This window comes from Sphingobacterium gobiense (assembly GCF_002980575.1).
In the GTDB taxonomy this organism is placed as follows: domain Bacteria; phylum Bacteroidota; class Bacteroidia; order Sphingobacteriales; family Sphingobacteriaceae; genus Sphingobacterium; species Sphingobacterium gobiense.
On sequence record NZ_PVBS01000001.1, the window covers coordinates 2,016,407 to 2,040,949 of the forward strand.

At 43.4% G+C, this 24,543-nt stretch carries 15 protein-coding genes; 5 read left to right on the top strand and 10 right to left on the bottom strand.

The features are described 5' to 3' along the window. Positions 1-6: 6 nt before the first annotated feature. The 4 genes from porM to tsaD form a co-directional block, all read right to left on the bottom strand. Positions 7-1,545, bottom strand: coding sequence for a type IX secretion system motor protein PorM/GldM (gene porM / locus C5749_RS08950; RefSeq protein WP_105724959.1), 1,539 nt, complete (start codon positions 1,543-1,545; stop codon positions 7-9). Positions 1,546-1,576: 31 nt separating this feature from the next. Next, positions 1,577-2,392, bottom strand: a complete 816-nt coding sequence (porL, locus tag C5749_RS08955) for a type IX secretion system motor protein PorL/GldL (protein WP_105725363.1) — start codon at positions 2,390-2,392, stop codon at positions 1,577-1,579. A gap of 141 nt (positions 2,393-2,533) precedes the next feature. Then, the gene (locus C5749_RS08960) at positions 2,534-3,406 is read right to left on the bottom strand and encodes an energy transducer TonB (protein ID WP_105724961.1); all 873 of its coding nucleotides are present in this window, start codon (positions 3,404-3,406) and stop codon (positions 2,534-2,536) included. A gap of 77 nt (positions 3,407-3,483) precedes the next feature. Further along, positions 3,484-4,485 (bottom strand): tRNA (adenosine(37)-N6)-threonylcarbamoyltransferase complex transferase subunit TsaD, encoded by a 1,002-nt coding sequence (gene tsaD / locus C5749_RS08965; protein WP_105724963.1) that lies wholly within the window; start codon positions 4,483-4,485, stop codon positions 3,484-3,486. Positions 4,486-4,523: 38 nt separating this feature from the next. Between tsaD and C5749_RS08970 the strand changes: the two genes are divergently transcribed. Next, entirely contained in the window at positions 4,524-8,888 is a 4,365-nt protein-coding gene (locus tag C5749_RS08970) for a translocation/assembly module TamB domain-containing protein (RefSeq protein ID WP_281258058.1), read from the top strand. 3 nt (positions 8,889-8,891) lie between these two features. Here C5749_RS08970 and C5749_RS08975 read toward each other — a convergent pair whose 3' ends face one another. Next, on the bottom strand, positions 8,892-9,179 hold the full coding sequence (locus tag C5749_RS08975) for a hypothetical protein (RefSeq protein WP_105724967.1): 288 nt from the start codon (positions 9,177-9,179) through the stop codon (positions 8,892-8,894). 192 nt (positions 9,180-9,371) lie between these two features. On the opposite strand from C5749_RS08975, the gene C5749_RS08980 reads away from it, so the two are divergent. Together C5749_RS08980 and C5749_RS08985 are read left to right on the top strand one after the other, a co-directional pair. Next, on the top strand, positions 9,372-12,857 hold the full coding sequence (locus tag C5749_RS08980) for a SusC/RagA family TonB-linked outer membrane protein (protein WP_105724969.1): 3,486 nt from the start codon (positions 9,372-9,374) through the stop codon (positions 12,855-12,857). 21 nt (positions 12,858-12,878) lie between these two features. Then, on the top strand, positions 12,879-14,246 hold the full coding sequence (locus tag C5749_RS08985; RefSeq protein ID WP_105724971.1) for a RagB/SusD family nutrient uptake outer membrane protein: 1,368 nt from the start codon (positions 12,879-12,881) through the stop codon (positions 14,244-14,246). A 36-nt stretch (positions 14,247-14,282) separates the two neighbouring features. Here C5749_RS08985 and C5749_RS08990 read toward each other — a convergent pair whose 3' ends face one another. Beyond that, a complete protein-coding gene (locus tag C5749_RS08990) occupies positions 14,283-16,514 on the bottom strand; it encodes a Tex family protein (protein WP_105724973.1) in 2,232 nt (743 codons plus the stop codon). Positions 16,515-16,590: 76 nt separating this feature from the next. Then, entirely contained in the window at positions 16,591-17,103 is a 513-nt protein-coding gene (gene tatA / locus C5749_RS19890) for a Sec-independent protein translocase subunit TatA/TatB (protein ID WP_105724975.1), read from the bottom strand. Between the two features lie 120 nt (positions 17,104-17,223). Between tatA and C5749_RS09000 the strand changes: the two genes are divergently transcribed. Together C5749_RS09000 and C5749_RS09005 are read left to right on the top strand one after the other, a co-directional pair. Further along, entirely contained in the window at positions 17,224-18,588 is a 1,365-nt protein-coding gene (locus C5749_RS09000) for an MATE family efflux transporter (protein WP_105724977.1), read from the top strand. Between the two features lie 85 nt (positions 18,589-18,673). Next, on the top strand, positions 18,674-18,967 hold the full coding sequence (locus C5749_RS09005) for a hypothetical protein (RefSeq protein WP_105724979.1): 294 nt from the start codon (positions 18,674-18,676) through the stop codon (positions 18,965-18,967). Positions 18,968-19,006: 39 nt separating this feature from the next. On the opposite strand, the gene C5749_RS09010 is transcribed toward C5749_RS09005, so the two are convergent. The 3 genes from C5749_RS09010 to C5749_RS09020 form a co-directional block, all read right to left on the bottom strand. Further along, on the bottom strand, positions 19,007-20,437 hold the full coding sequence (locus C5749_RS09010; RefSeq protein ID WP_105724981.1) for a dihydrolipoamide acetyltransferase family protein: 1,431 nt from the start codon (positions 20,435-20,437) through the stop codon (positions 19,007-19,009). A gap of 100 nt (positions 20,438-20,537) precedes the next feature. Next, positions 20,538-21,779, bottom strand: a complete 1,242-nt coding sequence (locus tag C5749_RS09015) for a competence/damage-inducible protein A (RefSeq protein ID WP_105724983.1) — start codon at positions 21,777-21,779, stop codon at positions 20,538-20,540. 10 nt (positions 21,780-21,789) lie between these two features. Beyond that, positions 21,790-24,504 carry a putative LPS assembly protein LptD gene (locus C5749_RS09020; protein WP_245893668.1) on the bottom strand — a complete coding sequence of 905 codons (2,715 nt, stop codon included), beginning with the start codon at positions 24,502-24,504 and terminating at the stop codon, positions 21,790-21,792. Between the last annotated feature and the right edge of the window lie 39 nt (positions 24,505-24,543).

Genomic DNA, 24,543 nt, shown 5'->3' on the forward strand with positions numbered 1-24,543 from the left:
TCCCTACTAGTTCGCTGTTAATGCAACAGCATTCAATTGTCTTGGCGATCCGTCAGGTCCCACCGCGATAATATTATCAAATATCACTCTGGTGCCTGGAACAATTCCGTTGAGCGCTGTTTTCATACTGGAGCTTAACGTTCCCCCATTCGTAGAAAGGACGATAGCATCTGCCCTTGGTTTGGCGATGATCATACTGAATTTAGTGACCTTAAATTTAGCATCAAAATCAAAGTTATCCAACGTTGCAAACACAGCGTTTTGAGCCTTCAGCGCCACCGTTGCCATATTTCCTCCGGTTTTTCCTCCGAACTTAGCAATCGGGTCTGGTATTCTTTTTACTCTAAATTCCGTAGTGCTCAACGTTTGCACTTTGCCTGGCGCTACTTCCGCCGAAACAGAAACCGTTGCTGTACCAGGCGAACTAACCGTAGCATTATATTTGCCACCAGAACCGGAAAGCCTACCACCGCCACCATTCAGGCTTACCCGAATTTTATCCGTCGGTGTACCAGGAGCAGAGACAGACAGCGGGTTGTTGACACCGATATAAAGCACATTCATTTTATCCGGTGAGACAACAGCTGAAGGTCTGGCAACTTGATAGGTTTGTTCGGGTGTGTGATATTCTTTTACGGTTCCGTCCGTCTGTTTAACGTTAATCACCCCAGACCACTTAAAAACACCTTCCCGATTCGTCGGAACAGTATACACGCCCTTTCCGTCCACGACGTTCAATGGTGCTCCATTGACCGTAATGGTTGGTTGTGATTTGGAATCAGACGCCGTTAGAAAAACCTCCGCAGTGTAAGGCTGTCCTTGAATCAAATAGGATGTTGGTGCAACCGCTACTGCTGCGAACTTGTCTAAATTCACAACCGCTTGATCCATTTTGCCCAAAATAAGCTTCACGACGTCCGATTCCGCATTCTGCGCATCAACTTGTATTTTGGTTAGTGTGGTCATGGCAGCTGTCAAGGGTGTTCCACTTCCAAAGTTAACTTCTTCCCATTTCCTTTTGCCATTCACAGCCTTTTCTGGATCTTGTGCTTCCAAAGAAAACGAAACAGATTTTCGGTCATCTTCATTCAATAGCGACAATAGTTTTTCACGGGTACTATTTATCTTCTCCTTTAACGCTGCCCCTCTTTTACCATTAATCATGAGATGAGGTGCTATATCGGCGTTTTCGCGACGAACTAGGTCACCTGTATCGTCGTCGTATCCGCCACCTTGTTTCTCGAACTCATGTTTCAATTCATAAATGTATTGATCCAGTTCATCGACAACAGCACGAGCCTGTTTAGCTTGTTCATAGATCGGTTTCGCCCGTTCCGGTTCTTCTTTTAGTTTTGTACTCTCAAATGCAGCAAACAGCTGTTCGACAGAATTGTCGACATTCGTTTTAGAAGCTTCCAGACTGTCGTTGATGTTCTTAAAAGCATCTAATATCGAGTTTGGTACATTTAATGCGAGTAAGGCTAGCAATACCAAATATAAAATATTGATCATGCGTTGCCTTGGAGTCTCTCTTCCGTAAGCCATTCTTTTCCTTTTTTGTTATAAAATGATTACCCTACACACGTGGCTGATTCATCGCCGTCAACATACCGCCATACACGGTATTCAAAGCAGCCAGGTTCTTAGCCAACTTGTTCACTTCTTCCTTAAATACCTTCGAGTCATCTAGGGATTCATTGAAGTTTTTCATCGTATAACTTAAGCTTTCATAGAATTGATTCATGGATTGCAGATGGGATGCCGAATCACGTAATTCCCGCTCGTACATCTCGTTCAACGATTTCAGGTTGTTTGTGAGATTCTGTACCTGCTGGTGATAACCGGCGGTATCCATATTACTATTGGACATGGCTACGAGATTAGCCGATGCTTTGTCAAAAGCTATGCTGAGATTATCAAATTTTGAACTCGCATGCTTTAACTTTTCCGTAAACTCATTTGCTGCGAACGACACATCTGATATTTGGTTGATAGCCGAAACTTTATCACTGAAATCACGCAGGCCTCTTCCTAGATTTTCAATCATAACAGGCTCTATCTTCGCGTCGGCAAACATTTTATCTAATGTAGCTGTAGCTGACGGTCCCGCCACTTGATTTTTCTCAGCAAAAGACCGTTGCGGCAACTCTCCAGCGTAATTCTCATCCAACTCAGGATATACCCTCTCCCATGCGGGCTCTTTTGGAGGTGGATTGAACCCCATCAAGAAAAACAGAAAGGCTTCCACTGCCAAACCAATACCGATCATATAGTTGGCAAACGAGCCTCCTATATAAAGTATTTTAAACAGAACACCAACAATAACGATACTAGCTCCCCAAGAGATAGCAACGTGTAACCATCTTGAATTGTCTTTTTTCTTTACGCTCATATTTTTATTAATTTTTAGTAGCATGATATTGACACGATCCCAAAGTACTAGCAATAAAAATACCACAAATTACGAGCAGCGAGATTTAAGTATTTTTCACGACCTGCAGCATATCAGATAAAAACAGCACCTTATGTATCGTTAGAACGTACTCAATTTAATAGGTAATGTATATTTTACCCGAACATGGCGTCCATTTTGAACGCCCGGTTTCCATTTTGCTGCTTTTTTCAACACGCGGATAGCCTCATCTCCTGTACCGAAACCGATATCCCTCAAAATCGTAATATCCGTTAGAGAGCCATCTGTTTCCACGACAAACGTCGCGATTACACTCCCTTTAATCCCTTGTTCCAACGCTCTATCGGGATATGTGTAGTTCTTTCCTACCCAATTGACAAATGCAGCCATACCGCCCATGGGTTCTGGCATCACCTGCACCGACACAAAGGGCTCCCCATTATTTAACGCGCCACCATCAGGATCACCTGTAGCTGTTCCGGTGATGTTTCCTAGTTCTTTTGTCGGACCAAATTCTCCTTTTGCAACAAAAGAACCACCGTTTACTGGTTTAAGCGTAAGTCGGGCACTGACCTTATCTTTTAGATCATCTTGCGAAGCCACATCTTCGACGGCTCTATTACGATCTGTTACGACAGGTTCTACAAAACGGATCAGTTCCTGCGCAGGTGGGTCTTGTGCAATCTTTTGGATAGGTTGTTCTGCAGGAAGAATCACTTCCTCTTCTTTCGGCGTTTCGGGAATTGCCAATTGTTCAATTGTGACGGGCGTATGGTTTTCAATCATTGGAGCCGAGGTATTACCTGGCATTCGGTCGTAAGCATATTTTCCACCTACCAGTAAGGCAACAGCGAGCATAACTGTAAACAATGCCTTATTCGTAGCTGTCGCAGCATAGCGTCTTAATTCGTACGCACCATACGCTTGGTTCCGGGAAGAAAAAACAACGTCCAGCCATTCTTTCTCATAAATATCTAATTTGTTGTTCCACATAACGAAAAGTGTTAAGGTTTACATCTTTTCTTTTAGGATGACAACAAATAAAAAATTCCATAATTTATTTTGTAACGCTAAACATGCATCCGTGCCAAAGGTGCGATATCTTGACCGACAAATTCTTTGCGCAGATATTTATGATATCCCGCGATAGCAATCATAGCGGCGTTGTCAGTACAGTATTCAAATTTGGGAATGAATACGTTCCAATGGTGTTGTTTTCCCATGGCTAACAAGCCTTGACGAAGCCCTGAATTGGCAGATACCCCTCCTGCAATCGCTATATCCCGTACGCCAGTTTGTTTCGTTGCTTTCTTTAGCTTATTCAATAAAATCGAAACGATACGCTGTTGTACTGAAGCACATACATCAGTTATATTTTCCATTAAAAAATTGGAATTCTTCTTTTCTTCGGCCTGTACCATATATAAAATGGCGGTTTTGAGACCTGAAAAACTGAAATTCAATCCGGAAATCTGCGGTTCGGGCAATTTATATGCGTCTGGATTTCCCTCCTGTGCATATTTATCGATTAACGGTCCTCCGGGATACGGTAAGTTCAATATTTTAGCTGTTTTGTCGAAGGCTTCTCCGGCTGCATCATCGAGCGTCTGCCCAAGGAGCTCCATTTCAAAATAGTTTTTCACCAAGACAATCTGCGTATGTCCGCCTGATACGGTAAGACAAAGAAAGGGAAAACTGGGTTTCGGTTCCTCTATAAAATGAGCAAGGATATGTGCTTGCATGTGATTGACTTCAATCAGTGGAATCTGACGAGCCAGCGCAAACGATTTAGCGAAAGACGTCCCGACTAAAAGTGACCCTAAAAGTCCGGGGCCTCGTGTAAAAGCTACCGCATCCACATCATTTTTATGTATTTTTGCCTGTTGAATGGCTTCATCCACCGTCGGGATGATATGTAGTTGATGTGCACGTGATGCTAATTCGGGTACCACACCTCCATATTTTGCATGAATTGCTTGACCAGCAATAATATTTGATTTAATTTCACCGTCTATACAGATAGCGGCGGAAGTTTCATCACAGGAAGACTCGATACCGAGGATAACAGCCATTGTAGAATATTTAAATAGAACACAAAAATATCAAAAAAATACTTAAAATAACGGCGATTACCTTGCTTAGCATCATGTTGCTAACGGTATTGGCTATTTTCTTATTACGCTATCCTGCTATACAAACTTACGTTACGAAAAAGGTCGCAAACTACTTAAGTGAAGAGCTTCAAACGGACATTTCGTTAGAAAGCGTGTATTTCACACCCTTTCGCTCGTTGGAGCTGCATAATTTTTTCATCAACGATCGTAATGGTAAAACCTTGTTATCAGCCAAAAGTGCAACTGCCCGCATTTCCCTGGTAAAATTATGGAACAAGCAGATCGGGATTCAACATATCACATTGGACAGCGCCTTTATTAACTACGAAATATATAAGGACAGCACTAATGTTAGTTTCCTGATTAATTATTTCTCACCAAAGAGGGAGGACCAAATTTCGAAATCAACCAAAATGCAATTGGATTTGCAACGGGTCACCCTGCACGGCAACCATTTTAAACTAACCGATCATCGTTTTAATCACCATAACCGCGGTGTTGATTTTAGTAATCTGGATTTAACGGATATTTCGGGTGACTTTAGAACCATCCGTTATACAGATACAACCATACAAGCAGATGTTCAGGATTTTACATTCAAAGAAAAAAGTGGATTGTACCTCCAAGAATTCAGCGCGCAATCTTATATATCCAACACGAAAATGGAATTTATCGATCTCGTGTTGCACACCAATCGCTCCAAAGTAGGCGACTACCTCGCTTTCTATTACGATAGTTTTGCAGACTTCTCGGATTTCATCAAAAAAGTAAGCATTGAAGGCGCACTCAATGATGCATTCGTGGATTCGCGCGATATTGAATTTTTCGCACCTGATATGGAAAATGTTCGATTCACGACAGATGTGGTTCAAGCATCGGTATCTGGAACAGTCGAACACCTAAAGGCACGCGACGTGCACTTAAAGACAGGGATGCAAACCAGTTTGCAAGGGGACTTTACCATCGATGGTTTACCCAATATTGAGCAAACGAGATTTCGATTTGCCTTGGCAAATTTTCAAACCTCAGCAAAAGATGCCGAGGAGCTGGTATCCGCACTATCCAATCAATCTTCATTTTCTTTACCGGACCAACTTCACCTTTTGGAAACGGTGGGATATCAAGGCATACTTAGCGGATATTATTATCTATTTGATGTCAATGGAAGGGCCACAACAGCCCTAGGCGCACTTTCTACCGAAAGTACCGTCGTCATAAAACCCACATTGCAATATACTGGTACCGTCACAGCAACTTCCTTTGACTTAGGAACGTTCATACGTTCCAAAGAAATCGGGGCGACGGGATTCGACCTTCAATATGATGGTAAAGGAACAGATGCAAAATCATTACATTTAACCACACACGGTCATTTGTCCGATCTTCAATTCAAAAATTACCCTTATCGACACGTGGAATTTGAAGGCGAGATACTGGACGGTATTTTATTTGCACATGGCGAGATTGATGATCGAAACGCTGTTTTGGCCTTTAACGGGGAGGTTAATTGGCAAGATTCCATCCCGATGTACGAATTTAATTCTACGATAGCGCACCTAGACCTAAAAAGATTGCACCTCTATTCTAGAGATAGTATCGTCGTTAGTCAATCCAATATCCAGACAAGGCTACATGGAAACTCGTTGAATTCTTTAAATGGTCATATTACCGCTGACCATCTACAGTTTAGCACAACAAGAGGCGATTTTATGATGAACTATTTAGATTTTGAATCAGAAGGAGACGAGCAATCTAAAAAGTTGACCCTTAAATCCGATGTCGTCGATGGCGTGATGTCGGGGCAAATCGATTTATCCAGTATAGGTGCCTATTTTCGCTCTCTTGCTATGCGGTATGCTCCTGCAATCAATCTCGAAAGCCGACCTTATAATCCTCAAAACTTCGATCTACATATCAACGTGAAAACCTTTGCTCCCATATCCGCATTATTCGACCCCGACTTGGAACTGGAAAATGGTGCGCATTTAACAGCAAATTTTTCATCCGATAACTATACCGCAAACTTTGACGCTTTTAGTCCCGTAGTTTCCTACAAGGGCATGAAAATCACCAATCTCTCCCTTACGGAAAAAGCCGACAACCAAGCGTTTTCTTTAGATGTAACGGCCGACCGCTTTAGTTTCTCTGACTCTGCCTACGTGGACCAAATTGCCATCAACAACGTATTGGCAAATGACAGCTTGACCTTTCATGTCTCTCTTTCGGAATCAAACCGTCCAAACTATCTTAAATTAAATGGTAATATACATTTCGCCCATAATCAACCGGCCAATATCCGTTTTGAGCAGTCGGAAATTATTTTAAACAACGAATCATGGGCGATAAATAAAGACGCAGATCTCCGTGTCTCCAAAGGCAAGTTTTATCTAAACAACATGCGTATTGCTAAAGACCGTCAAGAGGTAACTCTAAATGGGATCCTTTCCAATGAAGACGACAAGCTTGATATTGCATTTAAAGACTTTAGCTTGGCCTCATTATCGGGAATTACGCGGCCGTTAGGCATTGACTTAATTGGACACCTAAGTGGGGAGATGCAAATCTATTCGGTTTTTGGCTCACCGACGCTGTCCGCAAACATTTCAACTACCCCAATTATTTACAACGACCTCCCTATAGGGAATCTACAGGTGAATGCTAATTTTGATCCGCAGACCGGGCTCATACAACTCCGTTCCCAATTATTGGATGTAGACGGCGACGGCATTACGGTTAGTGGTTCATATGACGTTAATTCCGAAGATGAAGCGCTACATCTAAAAGGAGCCGTCAAAAATATAGACCTTGGTATTGTGCAACCTTTCCTACGGACACTTGTTTCCAATTTATATGGAACCATGAGTGGCGAGGTGACGATAAACGGTACGATCCGGCAACCAAAAATCAGTGGAACAACCCATATCAAGGACGCGTCATTTCTTGTTAACTATTTACAAACTAGATACCATATTTCCGATCAACATTCCGTCATCCAACAGAATACAATCATTTTAGACAATTTGTTATTAAATGATATTCGAAATGCCACCGCGAGCGCAAACGGAGAAATCAATCTCAATATGCTGCGTGACCCAACATTGACCATCGATGTAACAGCGGATAACTTCCAGATCCTAAATACGGCCCGAAAAGATAATGAACTGTTTTTCGGCACGGCCTACGCCTCAGGTACTTTCCGTTTTAACGGTCCAACCAGCGCGATGGTCATGGATATTGACGCACGTCCAGATCCCAATACCGTTATTACCCTTCCTTTTAATACGTCGTTGAAAGTAAGCGATAACGACTTCATCTATTTTGTCAATCCGAATTCCGCTGAACAGGAAACACCTATCTCTAAACGGCTTTTTCAGGGTTTAACCATGAATATGAATATTACGGTTACACCGGATGCTGAAATTAATTTGGAAAACAACATTGGTTCCTTAACAGGCGTTGGCACGGGCGATATTTCGCTACGTATATCGAGTTTGGGTGACTTTGAGATGTTTGGTGATTACCATATCATTTCCGGAAAATTCCATTTTACCGCCCAAGATTTTTTTAACAAGTTCTTTGATCTAAAAGAAGGCGGAACCATTCGATGGGCAGGCAATCCAGCAGAAGCAATCATCAATCTGAGCGCAACCTATCAGCAACGGACGTCGATTGCACCTTTATATAATGCGGCTGGTCGAGCCGAAAACAATGACCGCATCTTGGCGCAAGCCGACATGATACTAAAAGGCACTTTATCACAGCCAGACGTTTCGTTCGATCTTAATTTCCCACAGACACCGTATATTAAAGATGAGCTTCAGGGCTATTTGAGTGACATCAACAACGTCAATCAACAAGCCATCAGTCTTATTGTTCGTAGAAGCTTCACGCCGGCATCGACACAAGAGTTTGGACGAGAAGTGAACAATACATTGTTATCGGCCGGAACCGAGATTGCGTTCAATCAGCTGAACAGCATCATCTCCCACTCGCTCAACATGAACTTTCTGGATCTCAATATACGGTCGTTTAACGATGCTTCTGCTTCTCTACGTTTTTTCGATGACCGTCTGGTATTTACGGGAGGGGTTACCGATCGCAGTCAAAGCCAGCTCAATGACCTCACACTCTTCTCAGACCAGATAGCCACCGATGCGGAGGTAACATTCCGCTTACGCCAGGACGGAAACCTCGTATTAAGAGCATACAATAGGCTTAACACCCGAAATTTCTTATTTACACCCTATAGCGACTACATCAGTGCGGTAGGTGTCGTTTACCGACAAGAATTCAATTCGTTATCCGAATTTTGGAGAAAATTATGGCTGTGGAATGAACGTAAAAAGCGCGAAGATGAATAAATATTATAATAACATTTTCACTAGCTGCTCCCACTCTTCCTTCAGACTACCTTTATATTCGGGTTGTTTAGCTTGGTTGTACCAATAACGGGCATTCCATAGATCCCCTTCCACACGATGTAGATAAGCATGTACATGCGCGGAGGTGACGTCCTCCAAATGATCAATCAAATCATGCGCAATTTTCCAATCTCCTTTTGCGTCATACCAAAGTGCCTGTAAATGGACGTTTAATTTATCCGGAACGCCATCTCTGTTCCCGATCGAAGATATAAATTCACTGTAGGTCATAGTTGTTTTACTTACAAATACACAATCACATACTATAGACAAGTTACATATTTCATCTAAAACTAATACTATTTCTGTCTAAAATGACGTTACTATTCTAAATTGTAACAAAAATATTATAAATCATAAACTTTTAAAACTAGTTGCGTGTTATACCAAAGAGACAGAAATAAACGTAAATAGATACTTTATATGAAACACATCCTGTATGCCATTCCCTTATTATTGTTTAGTCCCTATTGGGCCTTCACTTCAAACGATGCTCTACTCTCTTCAAAAAAAAAAATCGATAATCCTAATTTGTTTTCCGAAGCGGTTTTTAACTTGCAAGACTCCATGATCACCGTCCAAGGTTCCGTCAAAGACGAGCGCAACCAAGCCCTCCCAGGCAGTATCGTTTCCGTAAAAGGAGAAACCATCAATACCGTATCTGACGAGCAAGGTCTATTTACACTAGAGACAAAACCAGATGCCACTTTGATTTTTAATAAAACAGATTTTGCTCGGCACGAGGAACCTGTGAATAACCGAAGTGAGATACATGTTATATTAAAAATAGCGGAAGCGGATTCATCGGCTGCAATGGATTCCGTATCCCGCACTGCGGATGCCACCGTTACAGATACGACCGTTACGGATACTACTACCGCACAGCTGACATCCCCGGTTTCTCCGACAACACCCATGACATCAACTGATTCTACTGCGAATCCACAAAACGTCGTTCAAGGTACGGTAAGCGACAAAAATGGACCAATAGCAGGTGTTACGGTATCAGTAAAAGGACAACCGACTTCCGCAGCTACGGATGAACAAGGTCGGTTTAGCATCCCAGCCAATACCGGCGATATACTGGTGTTTAGTGTTGTTGGTTATAAGGAATATGAGGAACCGCTAAACAACAGAGAAAAAATAGATGTGCTGCTGCGTGAAGAATCAAAGACTATTGAATCTGTACAAGTGGTCGCCGTCGGTTATGGCACGATGGAGCGCGCTACCTTAGCCAGTTCGGTGTCCAGTATAGGAGCTGATGAAATCGAAAACGAAGTACTTCCCAGTATTCCGCAAGCTATCCAAGGAAAAGCCGGCGGCGTACATGTGACACAGAAATCCGGTTCGCCAGGGGGCGGGCTTAACATCCGAGTACGGGGTACCACTTCGATAAACGCTAGCTCCGATCCGCTGTACGTTGTAGATGGTATTCCGGTAAACAGTACAACGAACTTTACAGGTGGTTCAGATTTCAATTTTGGTGGAGGTACACAGGGTATCAACGTTCTTTCTTCATTAAATCCTTCCGATGTACAGTCTATCGAGGTATTGAAAGATGCCGCATCTTCGTCAATTTACGGCGCAAGAGCAGCTAATGGTGTCGTCCTTATCACCACAAAAAAAGGTGAAGCCGGAACAAGCAATTTTCATTTTAATATGTATGAGGGGTATTCGGAGATGCCATCCGAACGCAAGTATGAGATGATGAATACAGCTCAATACCAGGACTACATGCGGGATTATTATTTTTTTAGAGAACAGGACGACCCTACATCTACTATGCCCGGCCAAATTTTAGCTAATCCCGATATCAACACGGATTGGCAAGATGCCATGTTCCGGAAAGCCGGCACGAGAAGCTATGAACTTTCTGCTAGTGGGGGCAGTGAAAACACACAATATTACACCTCATTGGGCTATATGCGACAAGGGGGAATCATGCTCAACTCTGATTTCAACAGAATCAGCGGTCGCATAAACCTTAACCACCAACACAATGAAAAACTAAGGTTTGCAACGGCGATTAATGTGACACGTGCGGAAAATGATCGCATACAGGAAGAAAATTCAAAGGAAGGTCCAACGAAAACAGGTATTTTCTCTCCTCCCAATATACCCGTGTACGACAATAATGGAGATTACGCGTATGACCAAGTCAGCCTGTCACGGGAAAATCCCATAGCTATGCTCAATTTACCGGTAAACAATGCGCAGACCTGGCGCGTGTTGGCAAATGCAAGTGCGGAATACCAATTTGTCCCGTCATTAACATTGAAAACAAGTTTTGGAACCGACATCAGTTTTATCGACGAGACATTTTTTATGCCCCCGAATGGCATCCGCTCCTTTGCAAGTCAGGGGGGTATCGGTGCACGTCGCAATACACGCGACCAGCTTTGGATCAACGAAACAACGTTGACATTTGACAAGCTATTTGGCGACCACCAACTCAATGCGTTGGGTGGATTCTCTGTGCAGGAATCCCGACTGGAATTTGTCCATGGACAACGTTCCAACTTTCCCTCCAATGATATCGAGCATATCAATGCAGGTGGTGTTATCACACGGGCAGATGCGTATCCCGAAGAGTGGGCTATCGCCTCCGCTTTTACGCGTGTAAATTATAATTATAAAAAGAAATATATCTTAACAGCCAATTTGCGTACGGATGGATCATCCCGTTTTGGTAGGGATAACCGATGGGCGACATTTCCTTCTCTTGCCGCGGCATGGCGTCTATCGGAGGAAGACTTTATACAAAATCTTCCCGTTATTAGTGATTTGAAACTGCGGGCTAGTTGGGGTATTACCGGTAATCAAAATATCGGCAATTATGCCAGCTATTCCCTTTACGCGGGTGGAAACAATTACTTGGGGATGCCAGGTTTTATTCCATCGGTTCTAGGCGACAGAAACTTAAAATGGGAAACAACGGCGCAGACCGACGTCGGAATTGACGTTGGATTATTTGATGACCGAATTATATTTTTAGCAGACTATTACCATAAGAAAACTTCGGACCTTCTTATTGGTGTGCCTATTCTGACCAACTCTGGCTACATAAACCGATTTACTAACTCCGGCGACATTGAAAACAAAGGGTTCGAATTTGAGCTGACTACGCGCAACTTGGTCGGCGATTTTAAATGGACCACGTCTTTAAACATGACATTCAACCGCAACAAAGTTTTGGCGCTACCCGACGGAGTCGACCAAATTTTAGGAGGAGTAGGCAATCTGAATATCGCTATGGCGGGATTACCCTTAGGTTCTTTTTATGGATGGAAAATGATTGGTGTTAATCCCCAGACCGGTATGATCGACTACATGGGACAAGACGGTCAACCGACGACACCTACGAGTGATCAAGACAGACAGATCATCGGCAATCCGCACCCGGACTTCTTCGGGGGTATCACGAACACCTTCCAGTATAAAAACTTCGATTTTAGCGTGATGGGGCAATTTAGTTACGGCAATGAGATGTTCAACTATACGTTAGCTTCGGGACTGGAGGGCTATAATGCCAGTTCAAATGCTTTCATTGATTGGGTAGATCGCTGGCGTCAACCGGGTGATATTACTGACATGCCTCGTCCGAGCCCGGGTAGTTTCGATAACGGTGCCATCTCCGATCGGTTTGTGCAGGACGGTTCTTTTTTCCGTATACGTAACATCACCCTAGGTTATACGCTTCCCCAAGCGGTGACAGAACGGATGAAGGTAGACAGACTTCGGGCATACGTCACTGTGCAAAACGCGTATGTATTCACCAAATACCGCGGTTTCGACCCGGAAGTAAGCTCCAGCCATGGCGGAGCCAACACTGGTCTTATCTACGGATATGACTATGGAAGTTATCCGCAGCCACGCATATTTACTGCCGGCGTCAATTTATCTTTCTGATCTATTAAATGAAATATACTTATGAACACGATACATAAATTATTCTTATCCGCTTTACTGCTTTCTAGTTTTACATCCTGCGAAAGTTTTCTTGATCGGGAGCCACTTGCGCAAGTCACTCAAGACGATTATTTCCATTCAGAAACCAATGCTAATTCCGCTGCAATAGGGATGTACCGCACCATGACCAGCTCGTTTACCTATGGACAGACGATGGTTATTGTACCCGAGTTTTCAGCGGGCCATGTTTCCCATGCCGCGATATTTCCCGAATACGAAAATTTCAAAACACACGAGGTTACCGCAACCAACCCGTGGATCGCGAATGTATGGCAAGGAGTATACGCTACTATCAATGCGGCCAATAACATCATCGCTCGCGTAGCTGAAATGCCCGAAAACACCATTTCCGACGAAAAGAGAGCACAATTTATCGGCGAAGCTAAATTTGTTCGTGCTTTGAACTATTTCTTCTTAGTACGCGCTTTTGGTCGTGTGCCCTTAAAATTGACAGCGACTACGGAAGACGAAGATGTAGCTATTCCGCAGTCTGAACCTTCTGCCATTTATGAGCAACTGGTAAAAGATCTTGCCGAAAGCGTCACAGAACTTCCTGATACACACGAAACTACCGAAGCAACCAAAGGTAGAGCGACAAAGGCCGCGGCACAAGCTTTATTAGCTAAGGTTTATCTTTACCAAGCATCTATTACAAACGATTATGCCTTAGCTGCAAGTACAGCCGCGGAAATAGTTAATGCTGAGAACTTTCAATTGGCAGACGATTTCGGCAGTATTTGGGCTTCCGAAAATTCAGCCGAATCTATTTTTGAATTGCAATTTGATGATCAAACAACCAATACCCTGGCATCGGTAAGTAATGATAATGCCAGTATGCTTTTCTATGTAAAAGACGAGTCTATCCGAGAACTATTTGAAACCGGCGATAAAAGACAAGATTTCTCCATTTTTCAGGGATCAAATGATCGTTACTATATGGGAAAATTTCCTAATGCGACCCCACCCACTCAGAACCTGCCCATCATCCGTCTGGCAGAAATTTTACTCATTCATGCAGAAGCCGAAGCGAGGGTTAACAATAGTGTAAGCGATGCCGCATTCCATTCACTTCAGCGCGTATTGACCCGCGCGGGCGTACCAAGAAATAAGGGCGATTTTACTTCGGTAGATCGTTTCGTCAAGTTTGTACAGGAGGAAAAGGAACGGGAACTTCTCTTCGAAGGCGAGACATGGTTTGATTTCTGCCGAACAGGATTGGCGACGGAAAAGTATGAAACGTTAACAAACGAAAACCAGTTTGTTTATCCAATTCCTACAGCGCAAATCAATCTCCGTCCGGATATCCTAGAGCAGAACCCCGGATATTAGCAACAAAGGGCAGACACTCCTGTCTGCCCTTCTATGTTATGATTTAAACTTACTTGCCAATGCGGCTAATTTACTCGCCATATCGGTTTCGGGTGTTTTCGCTCTTTTTTGGTGATCATGGCGCTTGCGTTGCGTTGCCGGTTTTTCATCGGATTTCATCGACAAGCCAATGCGCTTTCGTCTTTCATCGATTTCAGTTACCGTCACCATAACACGCTGCTGCACCTTAACAACCTCATTGGGATCAGCTACGAAGCGATTGGCAAGTTGGCTTAGGTGCACTAAACCATCTTGATGGACACCAACATCCACAAATGCTCCAAAATTGGTGATATTCGTAACGATGCCCGGTAATTTCATACCAATACGCAAATCGCTAACGCTGTTCACACCATCTGTAAACTTAAACTCTTCGAATTGTTCACGTGGGTCACGCCCGGGTTTAGACAACTCTGCTATAATGTCGTTTAGCGTCGGAAGCCCCACTTCGTCCGAAACATATCTTTTTAGATCAATCTGTTTGCGCAACGCCTCATCTGTTAGCAAATCCCGTACATTGGCCCCGAGATCTTTTGCCATTTGCTCTACCAGCGCGTACCGCTCAGGATGTACAGCGGAACCATCCAACGGATGTTCGCCATGACGGATACGAAGGAAACCTGCTGCCTGTTCAAAGGCTTTATCTCCCAAACGCGGAACCTTTTTCAGTTCCTTACGTGATTTGAATGGCCCGTTCGCTACACGATAATTCACGATTTGCTGCGCAAGGGAGGGTCCAAGTCCGGAGACATATGCTAAAATCTGTTTAGATGCGGTATTCAACTCCACACCTACAGCGTTCACACAGGAAATGACCGTATCATCCAAGGAGCTTTGCAATTTGTTTTGATCGACATCGTGCTGGTACTGGCCCACCCCTATAGATTTAGGGTCAATCTTCACCAGTTCCGCTAACGGATCCATTAATCGTCGACCAATAGACACGGCTCCGCGAACCGTGACATCGTAATCCGGAAACTCTTCGCGGGCTACTTCCGAAGCGGAATAAATCGATGCGCCAGATTCATTCACCATGACGACTGTAACATCTTTTAATTCCAACTTGCGAACAAATTCTTCTGTCTCGCGACCGGCAGTACCATTACCAACAGCGATCGCTTCCACATCGTAGCGTTTCACCAACAATTCTACCATTTTTGCAGCTTCCGCTAAACCTCCTGCGCCATTGTGCGGAAAGATCGTCGTATTTTCCAATAGTGCGCCCTGGGCGTCCAATACCACCGTTTTACATCCGGTACGGAATCCCGGATCAATCGCCAATAATCGCTTTTGTCCCAAAGGTGCCGCCAGCAGTAATTGACGGACATTATCTGCAAACACCCGGATAGCTTCCTCATCTGCTTTTTGACGAGTCAATACCCGCACCTCGGTTTCCATGGACGGCTTCAACAGTCTTTTATAGCTATCTTGTAAGGCGAGCCGTACTTGCGCGGCAACATCATTATGGGCTTTTATATAGATTTTCTCCATAGCTGAAAGCACCACTTCCTCGTCTACGGCAATGTCAAGATAGAGCATTTCCTCTTTCTCGCCACGGCGCATGGCCAACACACGGTGAGATGGCGCATCTTGAAGTGGTTCCGACCACTCAAAGTAATCTTTGTACTTCAACGCTTCCTCTTCTTTTCCTGGAACGACACGCGAAACAAACTGTCCTTTATCCAAAAATATCTTCCGGGTTCTCGCCCGAACCTCGGCATCTTCGGCAATCTGTTCCGCGATAATATCGCGGGCACCCGCCAAGGCCTCTTCTTCCGATGCCACCCCCTTCTCCGAATCGACAAAAGCAGCGACCAATACCGATAAATCTGCTTTCTCCTGTAGAAGCAGCCTGTCAGCCAACGGCTGTAGTCCTTTTTCTCTCGCTACGGATGCACGGGTTTTACGTTTTGGTTTGAATGGCAGATAAATATCTTCGAGAATAGCCATCGTCTCCGCTTCTTGAATCTGTTGTTTCAGCTCGGACGTTAATTTCCCTTGATCTGTAATAGATTTCAGTACGGCGTCCCGGCGTTTGTCTAAATCACGTAGCTGCTGCACGCGGTCACGGATAGTTGTAATTTGCACTTCATCCAAACTCCCGGTCATCTCCTTACGATAACGAGCAATGAACGGAACGGTCGCACCTTCGTCCAATAAGCTGATGGTCGTAGATACCTGACGACTATTTACCCCCAGTTCTTGCGAAATAATAATTTCGTATGCCATATTTTAAGTAAAGTAAAAAAGAAAGCTGTAGGAATTTACCAACAGCTTTTAGAATAGTATTATACGATAAATAAATTTAAACGTTTTTAGGCTGCTCCGTATCGGAAGCCGATGTATTGGTTTGTGCTGCCTCTCCTTCCGGCGTGTCCGTGCTGCCCTCTTCCTGTGCAAAATGATCATTATACCCATAGGTGTAATGTTCATCGCCTGAAGATGGCTGCTCACCGGGATGGTGTTGTACTGTGTGTTCCGGTGTCGTAAACTTCGGAAACTCTTTCTTCGCATCCTCTTCCACGTCAACAGCATCTTTGTCTTCTTTTTGTTCCTGTTTAATCTCTTCCGAGATTGTCTGGGATTTGGTTTTGGTCGCAGGTGTATCCTCTACCGTAACATCTAAATCTTTTTCAAAATTATTTATCTGATCGGAAATTTCCCGCTTTATGCCATCCGATGCGTCTTTAAATTCGCGGATTCCGCGTCCCAACCCTCTCGCCAATTCCGGTAATTTCTTCCCGCCGAACAATAGCAGAATGACGATGACAATAAGCACCATCTCCTGTGTACCGATATTCAAGAATCCTAAAATCATTTTATCCTTCTCTTTAACTTTTTATCGAAAGATAAAGGTAAGTGTAAATTTATGTTCTCTCCAAATTTTGATGTAATTATTTAGTAACAAAAACGATTATCTTTGCACACGCGAAACACTATGTTACATCATTACTACAAACAAAACAAGCACTTCTACTGGAGCACCTTTGCGCTTGCAGGCCCTATTATTGTTTCTCAACTAGGGCATACATTGGTACAGACAGCAGATACCATAGTCGTCGGTAAATTTGTGGGAACGATACCTTTGGCAGCGGTATCTCTCGTACATTCTGTATTTATTGTTGTCATGGTTATTGGCCTCGGTATCTCTTATGGCCTTACGCCCCTTATCGCACAAGCACACGGACAAAAGGACGAAACGTCTTGTGGAATATTATTATCCAGCAGTTTTTGGTTGAATATAATGACCGCTTTCGTGTTGTTTTTTATCATTCAATTTGGCGCTACCTATGCTTTGGAGCACCTTGATCAAGACCCACGTGTGGTCGAAGCCGCAAAACCTTATTTATTGGTGTTGATGCTTTCGATTATTCCACTAATGGCGTTTAATGCATTCAAGCAGTTTGCGGAGGGGCTGGGGTTCACCCGTCAGGCGATGAATATCACAATTTGGGGCAATGTATTGAATATTATCCTCTCCGTGGTTCTGGCCAAAGGAATGTTCGGCATCCCGGCGATGGGAATTGTGGGCGTAGGCTATGCGACGCTGGTAGATCGCGTTTTGATGTTGTTTGCCATGTCCGTCTATGTCCTCCGATCTGAACGTTTTCGCACATACATAGCATCTTTCTCTTTCTTTCATATCGATTTGCGACGCGTCAAAAGTATTTTTAAGATCGGTGCCCCGATGGCCATGCAATATGTATTTGAGGTCGGTTCCTTTGCTGCTGCTTCCCTTATTGCCGGGAAAATTGGTGCTATTGAACAGGCTAGTCATCAGATTGCTATCACCTTGGCTGCAATGACATACATGATGGCCAGCGGTATTGCTTCGGCTGCGACCATCAGAACAGGCCATAGCTATGGAAAACGGAACATGATCCGCGTGACGAAATTTGCAACGGTGTCTTATCATCTTGTTATCGCATTTATGCTGATTTGTGCGGTTATTTTTGCTGTCTTCAACCAATATTTACCCCGGATAATCAGCGACGACCAAGCGGTTATCAGTATTGCTTCACAACTTTTAATTATCGCAGGGCTGTTCCAGCTGTTTGACGGCACACAAGTTGTCGGGCTGGGCGTTCTCCGCGGAATGGGCGACGTCAATGTTCCTACCTTGATCACCTTTATCGCCTATTGGGTGGTTGGTATTCCCGCAGCATATCTTTTGGGAATCTACTTTAACATTGGCGTGCAGGGGGTGTGGTATGGACTTGCTCTGGGTCTGCTGACTTCTTCTATATTGCTGTTTCTTCGTTACCGTAGCATTATCCGACAACGGATGGATCGGTTTGGGTAGATTATTTGCATTTGCTGGTTCGACAAGTTAAAAACAAATTCTCCAAAAATACGTTGTATTATAAAGAACTAAAACAAAATGTGATATGGACAAGTTGAAAAAATTCGATCTGATGGAAAAAATTGCCAGAGAGTTGGAAGACGTACGAAATAGTCAGCAGGCTGTTTTAGAAAAGATAGGCAAAATTGAAGTCGACAATATGGAGTTGGGAGATAAATTAATCGAATCTAAAATGCCGGATATCTATCAACGAACGGCAGAAAATGCCGACTCGATTCGGGAAATCTTGGAATCTTTTCAGGAAAAAACGGAAGAATATAGCGAAAAGAACAATATCGATAGATTGCGCGAACAAGACACTATTAACAATGTTAGATAACGAAAAATGGCGTGTGAAATACATGCCATTTTTCGTTATCTAAATCTCTCGATCTGAATCCCAGTTTTCTAAATAGTCCGCAACTCGTTTCAGGAAAGTACCTCCCAACGCGCCATCAATGACACGGTGATCATAGGACATAGACAGGTACATCATGTGACGAATAGCAATAACATCTCCGTGTTCCGTCTCCAGAACAGCAGGTTTTTTCTTAATGGTACCTACAGCCAAGATTGCGGCCTGCGGTTGATTGATAATAGGCACCCCCATAATATTCCCAAAAGCACCGATATTGGTAAACGTAAACGTTCCTCCTTGCGTATCATCGGGTTTCAACTGATTTTGCCGACTCCGGTGTGCCAAATCATTGACAGATTTACTCAATCCCACTAAACTCAGCTGATCGGCATTTTTGATAACGGGAACAATCAAATTGCCGGAAGGCAATGCTGCTGCCATACCGATGTTGATGTCCTTCCGCTTGATAATCTGATGTCCGTCAACGGATACATTAACCATTGGAAAGTCACGTAACGCTTTACTAATAGCTTCAATAAAAATGGGCGTAAACGTAATATTTTCGCCTTCCCGTCTTTTGTAGCTCTCCTTTATCTTATTTCTCCAATTGACTAAATTTGTTACGTCTGCTTCTACAAAGGAAGCCACATGTGGTGACGTTTTAACACTATGCACCATATGATCCGCTATAAGCCTACGCATACGATCCATTTCTACAATTTCATCACCGGGTGCTGCTACTTTCGAGGCACTTTTTTCTTCTGAAGGAGGCGTCGGTATGTGTTGATTCGATGACGTCGTTTTAGGGAGCGCCTCTGCTGATCCAGATCCGGTTATCGGATGATGTTTCGTCCGATTTGCAATATAATCGAGAATGTCCTGTTTGGTAACCCTGCCCTCCGCACCTGTGCCGCGGATATTATCCAATTCTGTTTGACTAAGCCCCTCTTCTTGGGCAATATTCTTGACTAAAGGAGAATAAAAACGAGAACCGGCATGTAATGCCGTCTTTTCACGCGCTTCTTGCGTTAATAGTTCTGTGCCGGGGATATCCGATGTCGGAACCTCTTCTTCCTTTACAGCTAAAAGAGCTTCTTCTACCGCCGTATGCTGCTCTGTTATATCTGGAGATATTTCTGACTGAGGCTCAGGAACGGCATCCTCCACTTCATCTGTTGCCGTCGAGCTCCCCCCGTTTTCGTCCAATTCTCCCTCTACTTCAATCCACGCGATGATCTCGCCTACTTGTGCTACTTGGTTTTCCTCAAAAAAAATCTTGGATAACTTTCCTGTCACCGGAGCGGGGACGTCAGAATCCACCTTGTCTGTTGCTATCTCCACAATTGGATCATCTTCCTCAATCGGATCTCCGATTGCTTTCACCCATTTCGTAATGGTCGCCTCGGAAACACTTTCTCCCATTCTGGGAAGCACCACTTTATATATACCCATATTGACCTAAGTTCATTGAATGATTTACTAAATTAACATTTAATCTAACAAATTCAATTAAACAAAACATAATATTTTATAATGAGGCAAAAATAAAATATTATTTCAATAAATTCCAAAGCATCGTTAATCCTGCGATAACGGTTCGTTCAATATTGATCGCTCTATCGTTTTTAAAATGGAACGTTTGTGTTCGTGTTTCGGATTTTCCCGAGACCGCTATACAAACTGTACCAACTGGTTTTGTTTCGGTTCCTCCACCGGGCCCGGCAATACCACTTGTAGCGATAGCATAGTCCGTACCGAATACACGCCTCGCCCCTTCTGCCATTTCCTTGACAGTCGACTCGCTGACAGCACCATATTGTGTCAGTGTATCGGGTAAAACACCTAAAACATCCATCTTTGCTTGGTTAGAATAAACAACTGCAGCGCCCTGAAACATCTGACTGGCACCCGGGACTGCTGTAATCTGTGCAGAAATGGAACCGCCCGTACAGCTTTCGGCAGTGGAAAGTGTGATACCGCTATCCGTAAAAGTTTGCACCAAAACTTCTTCAAATGAACGATTGTCTACCGAAACAACGTGATCTATTAAACGTTCCGCCACCTGTTCCTTAAAGCTATTGGTTATACTTGCCAAAGCTTCCATATCCCTTCCCTCACTTGTAAAACGCAAACGTACCATACCAATTCTCGGAAGGTAGGCCAAGGTAATAAACGGGGGCAGCGCGTCTTCGATATCGGCAATCTGCTCGGCCAAATGGGATTCTCCAATACCGACAGTTAATAAGTAGGTGTTATAAACAAATACTTCGCTTTTGTAGGTATTGCGCAACATAGGCAATACACGGTTTTCCATAAGAAATTTCATCTCAAACGGCACACCCGGCAAAAAAACGAAGTATTTACCGTTACGTTCGATTGCCATTCCCGGCGCTGTTCCGACGTCATTAAATAGAACGGCCGCATTAGCCAATACATCAGCCTGTCCGATATTCATAGCAGGCATGCTCTTTCTACCTCTACGACGGAAAATCGCCTCGACGTGCGCCAATACAGCCTCATTACGTATTAGCGTCGTCCCAAAATAATCTGCTACGGTGGCTTTTGTAACGTCGTCTCGGGTAGGTCCCAACCCACCAGTCATAATGATTACATCGGCTCGCTCTTCAGCTTGTCGCAAAGCATTTTTTATAGCATGATTTTTATCGGATATCGAAGCAATATGTACGACCGGAATATGCAACAATCCCAGATGTTGGGCAATCCAAGCGGAATTGGAGTCTACCACCTGTCCATTTAATAGTTCATCGCCGATCGTAATGATTTCTGCTTTCATTGATGGCTAGTTAATATCTATAATGACTCTCCCGTTTCGTCAATTTCAAATCTTGCAATATCGATGCTTTGGCACGAATAGTAATATTATAACTCTGGTATTGTCCAAAAGGCGTCCAACCCACTGACATATCCCAACAGTGCAAATCACGATAAATACTAAACCGTGTAAGCGAGAGGGCTTTTTGCCTAAGGTCATAGCCGGTATTGAACTGTACTTTCCACTTCGGTGTAACATTAAAATCGCCATTTATATTGACCGTCGCGGTGATGTTATTCCTCATCCGTCTTTCTTCGCGATTCCAGGCCTTATTATAGTTCATACTGAATGAACCATTTAAGTTCCATGGAATATTAAAATCGACAAACGCATTTGGGTTAGTACTGATACGCGCGAGGGCATCGGCCTGTTCTGCTGTCATATTGGGCATTTGGTTACGGAGAGAATCGAGATTATCATTCCGGCTTTTATTGGCGTTGGGGTTAAGGCTGTAATCAAACGACAAACCGAAATTAGTAAGTCGCGCCAGATTTCCATCTTGAATAGCAAACCTATTGATCTTTTGTCCCGTCTCTGGGTTAAAAGCATAAGGATCAAAAGTACCGTTAAAGTTTAAGTTTATCTTTTCTTTGAACAGGGAAGTACGCCCTGAGAAACTAATATTAGAAAGTTTTAAGGAGTCTGCCATAAAATTATAGTTGCCGCTAAAGGTCAGACCCTGTATAATTTTCACTTTTCGAAACGCTTCGTTGCCTGTTGTGTCGTTGTTGTTCCGGACTTTGGCTTCGATATTGTTATCTACCGAAAAACCGATACCCATAGATTTACCGGAACCAGGTCCTCCAAAAATACCACCTTCAAAAATAGAGTAACGTTCAACCACACCATTATCATTTACAAAATCCCGATAAAAACCATAACGAGCGTCCGAGAAATCAGGGCGATAGTTGAGGTTAACTGATGGTGTAATGACGTGTCGAATAGCTTCTACTTTTCCCATTTTAGGATACATACCATAAACCTTCGTCGAAAGACCTGCCGACATGGAGTAGTCATAGGCACGCTCGAAACCACTCACCGTATCACGCATTGCAGAAAAGCCGTTGACTTCGTTGATCAACCTTTTACGAACACTTTGCAAGTACCAACGTTCTGTATAGTTTATGGAAGTGTTGAACTGAAAGTATTTGAAAGCATTTAAACTTAAGCTGATCGGTATATTATGTTGAAATCCATTGGTAAAATCATTTAAGGCTTCTTTTTTAAAAAGTAGCGAATCCGCAGTAGATATCGTATTTCTACCTTGCAAACTATATCCCACGGTAATCCGCTGATACCATTTTTGATCACCTACGCGATCCTTTGAATCGAAAGGGTTAAATGTGGATACATTCAAACTAAAAGATGGTAGTTCCAAATCTACCTGACCTGACGCCATATCTTGCCGATGACTTAAATTGGCGGTAAAATTCACCTTCCCATCTGCAAACACTTTACCATATGCAATCGAAGACGACATATTGTTCCGTGTCAGGTCTTCCATTGAGTTTTGTTGGTTAAAACCGGTGTTCCGGTAATAGGAACTGGTACCAAAATTGACGGAAGCAGAAAAAGAAGTTCCTGGATTGGCTTCTTGTCGCTGCGTATGGTTCCACGTTACGTTAAAATCTCGGTTGACGCCATAATTCTCTGTACCCTCTACCCCCGATGGCGTAGAGGCATACCGGATGTTGAAACCGCCGCTAAACTTATAATTCACGAGATAGTTTGTGCGCACACTGCCTTCCCACGCACCCTTCGAGTATAAACTTCCTCTAATCTCGGAATCCCAATAATCATTAAATGCCAAGTACCATCCCATATCACGGATAGAAAAACCGCGTGTCGCATCCTCACCAAAAGACGGAAACAGAAGTCCGGATGACCTTTTATTGTTTTTAGGAAAAAACCCAAAGGGAATGGCAATAAATTTAAGTGGAATATTCTCAACAACCAGGAATGCAGGCCCCACTACAATATGGTTTTTCGCCAATAGACCTTTTGTAAACTGGATACCAAAATGCGTATGCGGATAAGGTAAATTACAAGTACTGTACATCCCTGTTTGCAAAGAGAGTTCATCGTATAAATTCTTTCGCACTACTCTTGCCTGAATATAAGCGCCATCTTCCTCTGTCATGATACCATACGTATTCCCCTCTCTCGTTTTATAGTCATATACTAATGAGTCGACCGATTTTGGGCTCTCCCCAGGAAATATAACTACTGGACGGCCGATGTATTTGCCGTTGTGGTCTGTGACTCCACTAGCGAACAACTGATTGGTATTTCTATCTAACCGAATATAGTCGGCAGCTAGTTCAAAGTCTTGGTATTTAACTTTCGCACCATTATATAGATGGAGAATATTTTTACTGACTTCATTCCAAGACGAATCATTGGCCACGATAGTAACCATAGTTTCCAGTCCACTATCGTCCTCCATGATCACCGTATCTTGTCCTTGTGTTTCCTTTAGGTGATTCTTCGTAGTATCCGATAACACGGTTGAATCTGCCGCAATTGTCGTGTCGGTTATACTTTTAATGGTGTCGGCAACAATTAATGAGGTGTCTTGAACGTTAGAAAGGGGGGCTTTTGAAGACGAAGCAATTTGTGCATCGGAGCCCGAGATGGCCACAAATAAGAACAAAATGCTACAGAAAAAACAAGTTAACGTCTTCAATGTTAATTATGAATGTTATTTTTGTGTGAACTTAAACTA

Excerpts from the sequence above, each read along its gene's own strand:
- C5749_RS08985 (WP_105724971.1), top strand. The coding sequence starts at position 12,879 with ATGAACACGATACATAAATTATTCTTATCCGCTTTACTGCTTTCTAGT.
- tatA (WP_105724975.1), bottom strand. The coding sequence starts at position 17,103 with ATGATTTTAGGATTCTTGAATATCGGTACACAGGAGATGGTGCTTATT.
- C5749_RS09000 (WP_105724977.1), top strand. The coding sequence starts at position 17,224 with ATGTTACATCATTACTACAAACAAAACAAGCACTTCTACTGGAGCACC.
- tsaD (WP_105724963.1), bottom strand. The coding sequence starts at position 4,485 with ATGGCTGTTATCCTCGGTATCGAGTCTTCCTGTGATGAAACTTCCGCC.
- C5749_RS09015 (WP_105724983.1), bottom strand. The coding sequence starts at position 21,779 with ATGAAAGCAGAAATCATTACGATCGGCGATGAACTATTAAATGGACAG.
- C5749_RS08960 (WP_105724961.1), bottom strand. The coding sequence starts at position 3,406 with ATGTGGAACAACAAATTAGATATTTATGAGAAAGAATGGCTGGACGTT.
- C5749_RS08990 (WP_105724973.1), bottom strand. The coding sequence starts at position 16,514 with ATGGCATACGAAATTATTATTTCGCAAGAACTGGGGGTAAATAGTCGT.
- C5749_RS08980 (WP_105724969.1), top strand. The coding sequence starts at position 9,372 with ATGAAACACATCCTGTATGCCATTCCCTTATTATTGTTTAGTCCCTAT.
- porL (WP_105725363.1), bottom strand. The coding sequence starts at position 2,392 with ATGAGCGTAAAGAAAAAAGACAATTCAAGATGGTTACACGTTGCTATC.
- porM (WP_105724959.1), bottom strand. The coding sequence starts at position 1,545 with ATGGCTTACGGAAGAGAGACTCCAAGGCAACGCATGATCAATATTTTA.
- C5749_RS09005 (WP_105724979.1), top strand. The coding sequence starts at position 18,674 with ATGGACAAGTTGAAAAAATTCGATCTGATGGAAAAAATTGCCAGAGAG.
- C5749_RS08975 (WP_105724967.1), bottom strand. The coding sequence starts at position 9,179 with ATGACCTACAGTGAATTTATATCTTCGATCGGGAACAGAGATGGCGTT.
- C5749_RS09010 (WP_105724981.1), bottom strand. The coding sequence starts at position 20,437 with ATGGGTATATATAAAGTGGTGCTTCCCAGAATGGGAGAAAGTGTTTCC.